Genomic DNA, 11,950 nt, shown 5'->3' with positions numbered 1-11,950 from the left:
CGAGCACCTCCAAGCACCGCCGGGTGTAGCAGCCCGTGAGGGGGTCGCGGAGGACCTCGCCCAGGCCCGGGGCGGGAATGCCGATCCGCCCCCCTTCCGGATTCCCGGGCATCTCTTCCGCCAGCGCCCTCCGCACCGCCTCCGCCAGCCCGGCCCTGTCCACCAGGCTGGCGTCCGGTCTGGACATGGCTGCTGCGAGGTCGGACACGGAACCCGAGCGCACGACGAGGAGCGGCATGCCCCTGGGCGCAAGCATCGCCCTGGCCGGGTCGCACACGCAGACCTTCGCGTCGAGCGGGTCCGAAACTATCTTTATACCCGCCTCCCGCAGGAGCGCGGCCACGTCCCGACCGGCCAGCACCAGCGCGCCGGCAGGAGAACCGCGGGAGCCCACCCGGGGTTCCGGTTCACCCGCCCAAACTCGCCCGCCATGCGCGCGCGGAACAGGGGGCACCCGCTTCCCGCCAGCCTCCGCGGCATCCCGGGGGGAACCATCGCCCGGCGTTCCTTCCCTTTCCTCGCCCGTCGGCTCCAATCGGCGGAACGACGCCTCCCAAGCGGGCGCTTCGCCCGCGGCGGCAGAGGCAGCAGCTTCCCCGCCCCGGGGGTCTCCTCCCGTCCGCGCGGGCGGCCCATCGGGCGCCCCCGCGGACGGGCTGGCGACCGGACGGCCACTCTCCTTCGCATGCCCGGTCAGCTTACCCCGGCGGAACAGCCTCCGCCAGATGGGCACCTTTTGCCCGCCTTCTCCGGCCACTCCTCCGGACCCAGTTATCCCTTCGCCGCGCACCACCCCGGCCTCAGCAGGCGCAGCAGGCGTCAGGATGCGCTGCACCACCTGGTCGATCACTATTGGGTCCCATACCACATCATAAACCCCCAGGGAAATTGCCTCCCTGGCGAGCGACTGCGCGGTGACATCCGCCCGCGCCCCGGCAAGCAGCACCATCCTGAGTCCGGCCGCGCGCAGGGACCTCACCAACTCCACCATCCCGATCCGGCCGGGGAGGCGCGGGGAGAGCACTACCACGTCAGCCCCGCGTTCGGCCGCCGCACCGGCGGCGTCCTCCCTGGTGCGGCACTCCCCTGCCACTTCCGCGCCTTTCCCCGTAAGCGCGGAAGCAATCGCGCCGTCGAGTTCCACATCGCCTGTGGCCAGCAAAACGCGTAGCAATGGCGACCACCTCGAAAAAAAAAGAAGGCCGGGCGGGCAGCCTAACTCTCCCCACCCGGCTTCTCGACGAGCACTTCCCTCGGCTTGTTCCCCCTGGCCGGGCCGATCCAGCCGCGCGCTTCCATCTCGGCCAGCAGCTTCGAGGCCCTGCCCCCGCCGACGCCGAGTTCCCTCTGCAGCAGCCCGGCGGAGACCTTCCCGTGCTTCAGGGCCACCTCCAGGGCCTTTTCCAGGAGCGCGTCCTCCTCCGCGTCTTTTCCGCTTTCCGCGGGTGTTCCCCCGGCAGGGGCCGGCGGCTTGCCTCGCGACGGGTCGAAGAGGTAGGCGGCGCCAGGCCGGTTCTCCCGCCACCAGGCCGAGACCCTCGCGGGCACGTCCCCCGGCACCCAGGCCACCTGGGCGCGCACGAAGTCCCCCTGGCCGGGCACCAGGATGAGCGCGTCGCCCTTGCCGAGCAGGCGTTCCGCCCCCGGCGCGTCGAGGATGATCTCGGAGTCCCCGGACTTGGCGCACCTCAGCGCGATGCGCCCCGGCACGTTGGAGCGGATCAGGCCCGACAGGACCCTGGCGTCCGGCCTCTGGGTGGCCAGGATCAGGTGGATCCCCGCCGCGCGGGCCTTCTGGGCCAGCCGCACCAGGAGGTTCTCCGCCTCCTTGCCGGCGTCGCCGGAGAGGAGCAGGTCCGCCAGCTCGTCCACCACGACCACCAGGAAGGGGAAGGGCCGCCCCTCCTTCGGGATGGAGGTCACCGAGCGGACGCGGAGTTCCCTCAGCACCCCGTAGCGGCGCTCCATCTCGTCCACCGCCCACTGCAGGACGGCCACCGCCTCCTCGGGCGCGCCGGCTATCGGCGCTGCCAGGTGGGGCAGGTCCTCGTAGGCCGCCATCTCCACCTGCTTGGGGTCGATGAACACGAAGCGCAGTTCCTCCGGGGGCAGCAGGGCCACCAGCCCCAGGAGGATGCTGTGCAGGCAGACGCTCTTACCCGACCCCGTGGCCCCGGCCACCAGGACGTGGGGCATACTTTCGAGCGGCAGGGAGAGGGGCCTACCGAACACGTCCACGCCGACGACCAGGGGCAGCTCGCCCCTGGGCAGCCCGCCCCGGTACTGCTCCAAAACGTCGCGCAGGACCACCGTCCCCCTCTTCCGGTTGGGCACCTCCAGCCACAGGCGGCCGCCCTCCTCGACCACCCTGACGGACGGCACGCCCAGCGCCAGCGCGAGGTCGCCCTCGAGGGCGTAGAGCTTCCTGACGCTCACGCCGGGGCCGAGCCTCAGGCCGTACCTCGAAACCACCGGGCCGGTGCGGGACCCGGTGACCTCGGCGGGCACGCCGAACTCGGCCAGGGCCGCCACCACGGCGCGCCCGGCGTCTTCCGCCGCAGCGTGCGCGGGCGGCGGGCCGGGAGGCCCGAAGATCTCCAGCGGAGGCAGGCCCTCGCCCAGCGGCTGCCCGTGAAGAGGAACGGGCGCTTCTTCAGCCGGGGCCGCGCCGTCGAGGCGGTCTTTTAGCGCCTTCACCAGGGAAGCGGCCAGCCCGAGGGGGAGAAGGAGGACCCCGAAGCCGTGCCGGGAGAAGAGGCGGGCCGCCAGGGCCAGCGTCCCCCCGGCCACCGCGAACTTCAGCCCGGCGTCCGCAGACGCGCCGGTGAGGGCCAGCGCAGCCCCCAGCGCGGCGAAGCCCAGGCCCAGGTAGAAGAGGAGCGTGGGGGTGTCCGGGCCGGCGGGCCGCCCGGCCTGATGCGGCGCGCCGGCGCCCGCCGGCTGCTTCGCAGGGTGCTTCTGCTGCGGCCTGACTGGCGGCATCTTGCAAGTGCCCCCTACTACCAGAGTTAAGCGAGCTTCCTCAGCGCCGCTTCCAGCTTCGTCCTCGCCCTGGCTTTCAGCTCTTCCACCAGCGCCTCCTCCACCGCGCCGGGCACGGCCTCCAGCGCCCCGGCTATGCCGTCTAGCACCTTGAGGAAGCCGTCAACGCCGCCGAACACCGGGCCCTCTTTCAGCTGGCCTACGCGGAGCAGCTTCTCCGGGTCCCTGTTGCACAGGTGGTAGGCGCGGCCGATGGCGTACACCATGTGGCCCACGTCGCGCAGGCTTCTGGCCAGGCGGTAGGTCCTCGCCCTGGCTTCCGGCGTGTCCTTCCCGTAGATGATTAAAGCCGCCTCGGATACCGGGACCCCTTCCGGATAGCGGTTGGCCACGAGGCCGAGCAGGAGTTCGGCGTCTCCCGAAAGTCTACCTCTTCTCCTTGCCACCTTCCTCACCTCCCCCCTTGAGGACCTTCAGGAGCGGCTTTTTGCCTTCCATGACTTCAAGGACCTGCGCCGCACGGGCCACGGCCAGCCTCAGCGCCGCCTCCAGGAGACTCAGCGAAGCTGCCCCTTCGACGGCCTCTGCCGTGCCGCGGAGATCCGTGCCGCCGGCCGCGGGCACCGCGCGCAGCGCGTCCCCGTAGCGGCCCGCCAGGGCGTTCGCCGCCTCGGACAGCTCCACCGCCGCTTCCCTGGCCCTCCTGACCAGCCGGAGGAATTCCTCGCGCTCCGCACCGCCTCCGGCTTCCCGCTCCTCTTTCCGGGAAAGCTGCCGCCTGGCGGCCTCTTCCCTGGCCTCCGCCTCCTTTAGCCTGGAGAGCAGTTCCCTGACCCGGAGTTCGAGCCTTTCCTTCTCAGCCGCCATGCTCCTGACCCGCTCCAGGAGGAGTTCGTTCTCGCGCCCGCGCCTGGCGCTCTCCTCCCTGGCCGCCTCCAGTTCCGCCTCCAGGGCGGGGTCGGGCCTGTACACCACCCTCTCCACCACCTGCGGGGGCCGGGAGGCGAGTTCCTTGAGCTGGCGCTTCAATGCCTCCACCTCTCCCTCCAGGCGGGCCTTTTCGGCGCGGGCCGCTTCCAGCTCGCGGGCCAGGTCCTCCCCGCCGTCCCGGTCCTTCAGACGGGCGAGTTCCGCCGCGAGCCTCTTCTCCCTGGTCTCGGCCTCGCGCTTTTCCTCCTCCAGCCTCGCCAGGGCCTGCCGCAGTTCCGCGGCCTGCCTCTCGGCCTCCGCCCTGACCTCCGCCTCGATCCTTCGCCGGAGTTCCTTCGCCTCGGCTTGCTTCAGTTCGGCGATTTCTTCCCCCAGGACTTCATACAGCTTTTTCTGCGTTTCCGGGGAGAGGAAGGCCAGTTCGTAGGCCGCCGTAGTGCCCAGTTTACCGGAAGCCACTAAGGATTGGAGTTCCGGGATGAGGTCGTTGAGCTTGTCGAGCTGTTGCGTCCGTCTTTCCGTCAAACCAATTAATTGCGAAATTTTTTCGTGTTTTTCCTTACCATCACTGTCATTTTCTGGCCTCCCACGTTTGACCCCGTACTGCTCTTTTAGCGCCCTTATCAGCCTGGCCACCTGCATGTCGTTCAGCTGGCGCCTCAGCAGGTTGTCCTTGATGAGCAGGGCCACGGCCTCCGGGCTTTCGGGGTCAACATCCTTGATAATTGCCGGGACGTGGGAGAGGCCCAGTTCCCTCGCCATCTCCCACCGCTGGTGCCCGGCCAGGATGGTGTGGTCGCGGGCCAGGATAAGTGGGGTCGCGATACCGTTCTCCCGGATGTCCTCCAGCATCTCCCGCCGGATCTCCTCCGGCAAAGGTTCGGGGAAAAACTCCGCGTTCTTCGGGTGCGGCTTGAGAAGCTCGAGGGGGATCATCGTCACCACGAAAACCACCTCCCGAAAAAAGAAAAAATCCCGCGTGAAAACGCAGGATTTTTCCTCTACCACATCGAATTCCCCGGAGGGTGGCGGGGCGTTGCTGGCGGTTTTCCCCTGCCCCACCGCCCTCGGGGCGGGCCGGGCATTAAGCCCGGCCCCTGCTACGCCACCGCCACCGCGAACCAGTTGCCGGAATCCAGCCTCTTCAGCTTCAGCGTCACCACGCCGTTAATGCTCTGGCAGATCTTCTTCGCCGCGTTTCCCTTGCCGTTGGCGTACACCTCGAACCTGTTCCCCTGCTTGTCCTCCACCAGGGCCTTCACCACGCCGTCCTTCTTCGCGGGCATGGCCCCCAGCACCTTTACCACCATCTCCACGGGGCCGTTGGCCTTTTCCTGCTTCTCCTCCTGTGGGGCTTCCTGCTTCGCTTCCTGCTGCCCCACCAGCACGGCCAGCACCTCCTGGTTCCCCGCCTGCACCGCTGCCGCCGCCAGCTGGAGGAGCGCCTGCGCGCTGCGAAGTTCCCACTTGATTCTCTCGGCCTTCACCTCCAGGGATGCTACCTCTGCCTTGGTGGCTGCTACCGCCTTGTCAATCTCCTGCACTTCGGGCGTTTCTTTCAACCTGCGGGCCATCTCGGCCTTCCTCAGGGTGTCGTTGCTGTACTGCTTGTCCTTTGCCACTTCCAGCGCTACTTGCACTTCCCAAATCTGCTTGGCTTCGTTGAGCTGGACCAACTTCTGCCGCGCTTCGTCCAGCCTGGCCAGAACTTCCTCCAGCTCTGCGGGCTTTTCTCGGATCTGGGCAATCAGGTTTTGAAGCATTTCTTTCCCGTACCCCCTTGCGTGGTATCGCTTCCGATACCAATATAACCGAAGGCGGTGCCTTTGTCAATACCTTTTTCCCCATAAACGAAAAAATCTTTCTTGTTAATGTTGAAGAAAAATTCGCTAACGGTTATAATGGATTCGGGTGATACCATGCGGATAGAGAGCAGGCTTTCCCACATTCTGGGTGCCAAGCGATTAAAAATGAGTGAAGTGGCCCGGAAGACAGGTATCGGCAAGAGCACGCTGCTGCGCCTCTACCACGATAGGGCCGAAGGAATTCGCTTCGATGTGCTGGCAAAATTGTGCCATTTCCTCAACTGCCAGCCCGGCGACCTGCTGGTGTACGTGCCGGATAAAGAAAACCCACAAAGATGAAAAAGACCGTGCCGACCTTTTCTTCTCCTACCGCCCATCAGTGGAGAACCGAGTGCATGAACTGCGCGAAGGCCTCCGCGCCCCTGGCGGCGGCCTTCGCCAGAACGGGCCACACCGTATCGGCTATGTGCTTTAAAAGCGCCACCGCCTCGGGGCCGTGGCGCAGCACCGCCGCAGCCAGCAGGAGGGCGCCCGCCAGGCCGAGCCAGTGCTTCACCGCCGCGGAGGCGTGCCTGGAGAGGACTACCGCCGCCGCGGCGAGGCCCAAAATGAAGAAGACCTGTTCCCACGACATCTGCAAACCGCTCCTTTCACCGCGCGCGTGAGCGCCGCGCGCCTACAGAACCTGCTTTTTGAGCACCTCGAACCAGTACGTCACGCCCCGCCACCAGTTGGGATCCTCGGCGTACACGCCGTTCGGGTTCTCCCGCGCGCTCAGCCAGTATATGGGGTGGACGCCCTCCGGCCTGCCGCGGCTCAGCCGCACGACCGTCCGGGCCGCTATGCGGGCGGACTCGTACAGCCCGGGCGAGTAGCGCTGCCACGAGCCGTAGACGTTGAACGGGTTGCCAAGCATGGCGGGCGGGCTGCCCTCCGGCACGAAGCCCTGCTCCTGGCCGGTTATGGCCACCAGCAGGAGCGGGTCCACGCCCACCTCCCGCGCGGCCCTGATTATTTCACCCACGCGGTCGGCCAGCATAGAACGCCTGGCGCGCAGCCACGCGGCGAGCCTGCCCTCGTCCACGTCCCGGTATGCCAGGTCCTCCGGCAGCACCCCTGCCCGCAGCAGCGGCAGCGGGTCCACCCACTTCCCGCCCACCATGACCCCGAAGTGCAGGTGCGGGCCGGTGCTCCTCCCGGTGCTGCCCACGTACCCGATCACCCGGCCCGGGGAGACGGGTTCGCCGTCGGAGACGGCGTAGCCCGAAAGGTGGGCGTAGTAGTAAGTCCTCCCGTCCTCCCCGTAGAGCCAGACCTCGAGGCCGCCCGCCGGGCTCGAGGAGAGGCGCACCCTGCCGGGCGCCACCGCCAGCACGGGCGTCCCCTCCGGGCACGCCAGGTCGATCCCCATGTGCACGTGGTCCCCGCGGTCCTCCCCGAACCTGCCTGTCAGTTCCCACTTCCCGGCCACGGGCGCCATGGCGAGGCCAACCCCGCCGTCGAAGTACCCGTACTCGCCGGGAAGGTGATAGCCGACCGTCAGGCAGGCGAGAGTACCCAGGAAGGCGAAGAGGAGCGCGAAAATAGCCGCTGCCGCGAGCAGGGAAAAGACCGCGAGGAACCGCCACCACCCCGCGGGCGCGAGCAGGGAAAAGACCGCGAGGAACCGCCACCACCCCGCGGGTGCGAGCAGGGAAAAGACCGCGAGGAACCGCCACCACCCCGCGGGTGCGAGCAGCTTCGCCGCCGCCCGGGCCGGCACTCCCGGCAGGTGGCAACGCAGAGCGCCTTCAGCACGCAACGGAAAAGCCACCCCCGGAAAAAAGAAAAAGCCCGGCGAGGTGCCGGGCACCGTTCCTTTACCGCGCCTGGCGGTCCTCCGCCAGGCCCCGCGTCCTGTACAGCGCCAGCTCCTCGGCCGGCAGGCTCAACCTCAGCACGTCGAAGCCCCTGTCGAGCACCCTGAGGACGAACCTGTGGGTGCGCCTCAGCCTCCTTATGGTGGCCAGCACCGGGGCGGGCAGCTCGGCGTTCTCCTCCACCGCCCTCATGTCCGCGTCCTCCAGCCAGAAGATCACCTTGTAGGCGGAGTTGCTCCAGAGGCCCGACCCGCCCTCGGTGCCGCCTTTCGCGTGCGCCCACAGCACCGAGGGCTTGTTGGTGGCCAGCACCAATAGCCCGTTCCACTTGCGGATGGTGGTGGCCAGGGTGTTCACGAACCTGCTGGCGTTGGGATCCAGGAGCAGCCGCTGGCCCTCGTCGCAGAACACCGCCGACCAGCGGTCGGCCCGGATGCGGTTGCGCCGCACGGCGTCCCACACGGACGTCAGGGCCAGGGACATCTTGACCGCCGCCGTGTGCTCCTCCAGCTCGTTGTTCACCGCCTGGGCCACGTGGAAGACCACCAGCTGCCTGCCGCTGAAGTCCACGTCGTCCGGCACGGCGAACATCCGGCTCTGGGCGCCCTCGAAGAACCGCCAGAGCTTGTCCGCCAGCGACCCCGCCCCGGGCTCGCCCTCGCAGGCCAGCGCCTTCAGGCGGGCGTACCAGTCGTGCAGCCGCCTCGCGTTCAGGCGCGCCCACGTGCTCTGATCCCCGCGGTCGACTCCGCACTCGTCCCAGAGGCGCATAAGCGCACGATCCGCGGCGTTGGCCTCCGCCGGGGACAGCCCCCCGGCCAGGAGGCTCGCTGTGCGCATCACGGCGTTCAGCACGTGATCCAGCCTCGCCGCGTCCTCGTTCGGGTCGCCCAGCGGGGGCGGCACCCTCAGGGGGTCCACGTACCGCCCGGAGGACAGGGTGTGGTCCACCCACAGGCCGCCCGCGTACTCGCAGAGGGCGCGGTACTCCCCGTCCACGTCGAACACGAAGCACTGGTAGCCCTCGAGGAGGAGCGAGGTCAGGAGGGACTTCATGAAGGTGGACTTGCCCTCGCCCGAGGCGCCCAGGACGACGAAGTTCTTGTTGCCCTCGGGGTCCCTCTCCAGGTCGAGGAAGACGAATGACCCGTCGCCGTCGTCGGCGGCCCTGTTGCCTATGTACACGCCCGTCCCGTCGTCCAGGGTGCCGTAGGTGAAGGGGTAGAGCGCCGCGGCGCTGTCCTCGTCGGCGAGCCGCCCGGGGTGCCGCCTGAAGAAATCATCCCCCGGCGCGCCCGCGACCCACCCCGCCCTGAAGGCCTCCGTCTGCTCGTAGGGCACCCTGGAGAGGGCTATCCTGGCGTTCCGGCAGACCTTCTCCAGGCGCGAGGAGGCCACCTCCAGGGCCTCCGGAGAGGGCGCGGTCACCGTCAGGACGCACCACACGTCGAACACCGCCGCGCCGTGGTAGAGGGTCTTCTCCTGCAGCGCGCGGATGGACTCCAGCGCCCGCACCTCGTCCGGGGACGGGGGCGAGCCGGACTCCAGCGCGCTCTGGACGCTGCGCTCGAGCCTCCGCACCCTCATGTTCGTGGCCCAGTTCCAGTTCACCTCGGCGGGCCTGTAGTGGAGGGCGACGCGCAGGGAGCACCCCTCCGGGAGAGGTTCCCGGACCAGGGGGCGCAGCCACTCCGGGGAGATTGCGGAGGGCCAGCCGTGCACCAGGTAGGTGCGGTGCCACACTTCGTCCCCCACCACCAGGCAGGTGCGCCTGCGCTCGAGGCCCCCGGCGCGCTCGGCCAGCCAGTCGGCCAGCCTGTTCCTGTTGGCCGAAGCCGGGCCTGCAGTCCGAACCGCGGCTTTTTTAAACCTCAACTTTCTCAAGAACGGCATTGAACCGCCTCGCTTTCTGTGGTAGCATAGCTATGTAACATGAGGTGTTACTAAATGAGCAACATTCGCATGGTACACGTTAGGCTTCCCGCCCAGCTCGCCGCACAGATGGAGCGGCTTCTGAAGTTCCTCGGCGTGAGCCGCAACGAATTCGTCGTCCAGGCAGTCGCGGAGAAAGTGTTCCGGGAGATGCGGGTCAGGAACCTCAAGGAAACCCGGGGAATCCTCGGGCCGGAGGACGCGCCGGAGTGGGCGGAAACCGTCGGGGCGGAATGGGTGCAAAAGATCCGCAGGCCGGAAATCACACCGCCGCACTCCCTTTAATGGCCGCCGCCGGGACGAGCAGCGCGGTGGCCGCCACCGCGGCCAGGAAGCCCAAGGCCACTGCCACCGCCCGCCTCTTTTCCGGCACCGGGCCGGCGGCGTCAGCCGCGTCGCAGAGGTACCACAACACCCCCGGCAGGGCCAGGAAGGCGAAAGGGACAAGCTTCGGCCACGGCAAAACCCAGTAGGCCACGGCGAGGAATACCGCGTACACCGCCACCACAGAAGCTACGTTGCGGAAGAGCATGGTGGGCACCTCCCAGGGAAAAAAAAGAAAGGACCCAGTAGCGTTAGTTACCGGGTCTCAGAGCGTTCTGGCCAAGGCCACGAGGAAACGTTTCAAGAAGCGTCTTATGGCTTGTGCTTCCTTTTCCGCCTGCGCCTCCTCAAGGGCCGTGAGGGTCGTGCGAAAACCTCCCATGATACCGAAGGCTATCCGGCTATTCCGCCCCACCACGATTTTCAGCTTTTCAGGCTGGCGGTCGCAGAGCGCTATTCTTCCCCTTCCGAGACCATGAGCATTGTATCCATATTTGCGAAGTGTACGGAGAGCCCTGTAGAGCCTTTGACGGTTTTCCAAAGTATCCTTTTTGAAAATGAGAACCGTTAACTCCCCTGTCGGAAAGCTACCGGGGTAACGTTCCTCTAGCGCTTCCAGCACCCGGTCGGCAAGCGTACCCTCCACTGGCCTTCTCCTTTCTCTTTTCTTGGACACCCCCTATCACCTCCTCTCTTCAAAAAAATCTCGAAAAAAAAAGAAGAAGGCCGGGTTTTCCGGCCTCAATCCTTTTTGACTAGCTTCAGCTTGGGCTTTCCCGGTTCGAGGACATCCCAGATCTCAGCAATCCAGCTTGCCGCCAGATCAAGACAGGTCCTGAAGGTCGTGTAAACAAGGACATCGAAAGTTACCTCACTTATCCCCTCTATATCGTCACCGGGCGTACCCCGCACCCGAGCAACCGATAGAAGCCGCCCCGCATGCTTTTCTTTGATATCCTTCAGCGCGGTAGCCAAGCCAGCGGCATGCTCGTTAGCCTTGTCCATTAAAGCGCGGAACTCCTGGTGTTCCTTTGACCACTGCGGAGGCTTCGGGCGCTCCCTTTCCTTCTTCAGCTCGCTACGTGCATGGTCGAGCCACCTACGGAGTTTCTCCACCTCTTCTTCCAGAGTGCGAATCTTTGCCTCCTTCCTCTCCTTCTCCCGGATCACATCATGAAGACGGCACTCAATCCTCTCCTTCTCCTGAAGAAGTTTGGCGGCCTCAGTACGAGCGGCCTCGAGTTCCGCCTCCAGAACGGGGTCGGGCCTGTACACCACCTTCTCCACCACGCGCTCCACGGGCCGCTCCTCCAGCTCCTTCAGCCGCGCCTTAAGCCTTTCCAGCTCGCCCTCCTTCGCCTCCAGCCCGGCCAGGCGGCGGGCAAGGTCCTCCTTCTCGCGCCTGACCGCCTCCAGCTCGCGCCTCAGCTCCTGGGCTTCTTTGACCGAAAGCCCGGCCAGGCCCGCTTCCCCCAGGACGCGCAGGAGTTCTTCCTGCTCCTCCGGGGGCAGGAAGGCCAGGGAGTAGGCGGCTGTCTGGGAAAGCCTGCCCTGGGAAACAAGGTCCTGGAGTGCGGGGATCAGGTCATTGAGTTTGAGGAGGCGCTTTGTTGTCCTTAAATCTTCTTTTATGGCCCTGGCTACGTCAGCCAAAGTTTTCCTCTCGTGAGGATCATTTTGGTCCTCACGATAAGCTGTCGCCCCGTGAGGGACATTTTGTCCCTCACGATAAACTACCGTCCCCTTTGGGTTTGCGCTCCCTTCCCTCACCCCCCAGTACCTCCTCAAAAACTCCGCCCTCCTGGCCTTCCTGATGGGGTCGTCCGTGTCCCTACGCTCGTCATTGTCGGCAATGAGCAAGTACTCCAAGTACTCCGAATCGCCGCCCACGATTTGAACGGGTACGTGAGTGAAACCCAACTCTTTCGCTATCTCCAGCCTTAGGTGGCCTGCAATCACCGTGTAATCGGGCGTTACCTTCAACGGATCGCGTATGCCTTCCGCCGCTATGCTCCGCTTGATTTCCTCGTACTTCTCCTTTGAAGGCCACGAGTGGTAAAACTCGTTCTTCGGATGTGGTTTCAAAAGCTCGATGGGAACCTCGCTCCGCACGGCAAA

General features: G+C 66.4%; 13 protein-coding genes. 2 read left to right on the top strand and 11 right to left on the bottom strand.

The window, feature by feature from the left end; all coding sequences use genetic code 11:
- From G454_RS0113510 to G454_RS0113490, 5 genes are all read right to left on the bottom strand, one after another.
- A partial coding sequence (locus tag G454_RS0113510) for an ANTAR domain-containing protein (protein ID WP_035107904.1) occupies window positions 1–1,174 on the bottom strand: 1,174 nt, incomplete at its 3' end.
- A gap of 41 nt (window positions 1,175–1,215) precedes the next feature.
- On the bottom strand, window positions 1,216–2,982 hold the full coding sequence (locus G454_RS19270) for a DNA translocase FtsK (RefSeq protein WP_051276438.1): 1,767 nt from the start codon (window positions 2,980–2,982) through the stop codon (window positions 1,216–1,218).
- Window positions 2,983–3,008: 26 nt separating this feature from the next.
- Entirely contained in the window at window positions 3,009–3,428 is a 420-nt protein-coding gene (locus G454_RS0113500) for a hypothetical protein (RefSeq protein ID WP_027719032.1), read from the bottom strand.
- Complete coding sequence (locus G454_RS19265) at window positions 3,409–4,848, bottom strand: ParB/RepB/Spo0J family partition protein (RefSeq protein ID WP_245574416.1); 1,440 nt, start codon at window positions 4,846–4,848, stop codon at window positions 3,409–3,411. The genes G454_RS0113500 and G454_RS19265 overlap by 20 nt, the downstream gene beginning before the upstream one ends.
- Before the next feature lie 164 nt (window positions 4,849–5,012).
- Complete coding sequence (locus G454_RS0113490) at window positions 5,013–5,675, bottom strand: hypothetical protein (RefSeq protein WP_027719031.1); 663 nt, start codon at window positions 5,673–5,675, stop codon at window positions 5,013–5,015.
- Window positions 5,676–5,786: 111 nt separating this feature from the next.
- On the opposite strand from G454_RS0113490, the gene G454_RS0113480 reads away from it, so the two are divergent.
- A complete protein-coding gene (locus tag G454_RS0113480) occupies window positions 5,787–6,056 on the top strand; it encodes a helix-turn-helix domain-containing protein (RefSeq protein WP_245574415.1) in 270 nt (89 codons plus the stop codon).
- A gap of 37 nt (window positions 6,057–6,093) precedes the next feature.
- Here G454_RS0113480 and G454_RS0113475 read toward each other — a convergent pair whose 3' ends face one another.
- From G454_RS0113475 to G454_RS0113465, 3 genes are read right to left on the bottom strand one after another with little or no spacing between them, the layout of a single operon-like run.
- A complete protein-coding gene (locus G454_RS0113475; RefSeq protein ID WP_027719029.1) occupies window positions 6,094–6,351 on the bottom strand; it encodes a hypothetical protein in 258 nt (85 codons plus the stop codon).
- A gap of 42 nt (window positions 6,352–6,393) precedes the next feature.
- On the bottom strand, window positions 6,394–7,518 hold the full coding sequence (locus G454_RS20545) for a M23 family metallopeptidase (protein WP_156896804.1): 1,125 nt from the start codon (window positions 7,516–7,518) through the stop codon (window positions 6,394–6,396).
- Between the two features lie 58 nt (window positions 7,519–7,576).
- Window positions 7,577–9,451 carry a VirB4 family type IV secretion system protein gene (locus G454_RS0113465; protein ID WP_169719365.1) on the bottom strand — a complete coding sequence of 625 codons (1,875 nt, stop codon included), beginning with the start codon at window positions 9,449–9,451 and terminating at the stop codon, window positions 7,577–7,579.
- Window positions 9,452–9,523: 72 nt separating this feature from the next.
- Here G454_RS0113465 and G454_RS0113460 point away from each other — a divergent pair, with 72 nt between their 5' ends.
- Window positions 9,524–9,793: a YlcI/YnfO family protein gene (locus G454_RS0113460; protein ID WP_027719026.1), complete on the top strand. Its 270-nt coding sequence runs from the start codon at window positions 9,524–9,526 to the stop codon at window positions 9,791–9,793.
- Here G454_RS0113460 and G454_RS0113455 read toward each other — a convergent pair.
- The 3 genes from G454_RS0113455 to G454_RS19255 all read right to left on the bottom strand — a co-directional run.
- On the bottom strand, window positions 9,771–10,040 hold the full coding sequence (locus G454_RS0113455) for a hypothetical protein (RefSeq protein ID WP_027719025.1): 270 nt from the start codon (window positions 10,038–10,040) through the stop codon (window positions 9,771–9,773). The genes G454_RS0113460 and G454_RS0113455 overlap by 23 nt on opposite strands.
- Window positions 10,041–10,097: 57 nt before the next feature.
- Window positions 10,098–10,508, bottom strand: coding sequence for a hypothetical protein (locus G454_RS0113450; RefSeq protein WP_027719024.1), 411 nt, complete (start codon window positions 10,506–10,508; stop codon window positions 10,098–10,100).
- A 65-nt stretch (window positions 10,509–10,573) separates the two neighbouring features.
- Window positions 10,574–11,950, bottom strand: a 1,377-nt coding sequence (locus tag G454_RS19255) for a ParB/RepB/Spo0J family partition protein (protein WP_051276434.1), incomplete at its 5' end; no start/stop codon positions are given.

It is taken from the genome of Desulfovirgula thermocuniculi DSM 16036, from assembly GCF_000429345.1.
GTDB classification, from domain to species: Bacteria; Bacillota; Desulfotomaculia; order Desulfotomaculales; family Desulfovirgulaceae; genus Desulfovirgula; species Desulfovirgula thermocuniculi.
This window is presented reverse-complemented; position numbering and strand designations above follow the sequence as displayed.

Bases quoted from the DNA above. Each gene is read 5' to 3' on its own strand.
- G454_RS0113455 (WP_027719025.1), bottom strand. From the start codon at position 10,040: ATGCTCTTCCGCAACGTAGCTTCTGTGGTGGCGGTGTACGCGGTATTC.
- G454_RS0113490 (WP_027719031.1), bottom strand. From the start codon at position 5,675: ATGCTTCAAAACCTGATTGCCCAGATCCGAGAAAAGCCCGCAGAGCTG.
- G454_RS0113475 (WP_027719029.1), bottom strand. From the start codon at position 6,351: ATGTCGTGGGAACAGGTCTTCTTCATTTTGGGCCTCGCCGCGGCGGCG.
- G454_RS19265 (WP_245574416.1), bottom strand. From the start codon at position 4,848: ATGATCCCCCTCGAGCTTCTCAAGCCGCACCCGAAGAACGCGGAGTTT.
- G454_RS19270 (WP_051276438.1), bottom strand. From the start codon at position 2,982: ATGCCGCCAGTCAGGCCGCAGCAGAAGCACCCTGCGAAGCAGCCGGCG.
- G454_RS0113460 (WP_027719026.1), top strand. From the start codon at position 9,524: ATGAGCAACATTCGCATGGTACACGTTAGGCTTCCCGCCCAGCTCGCC.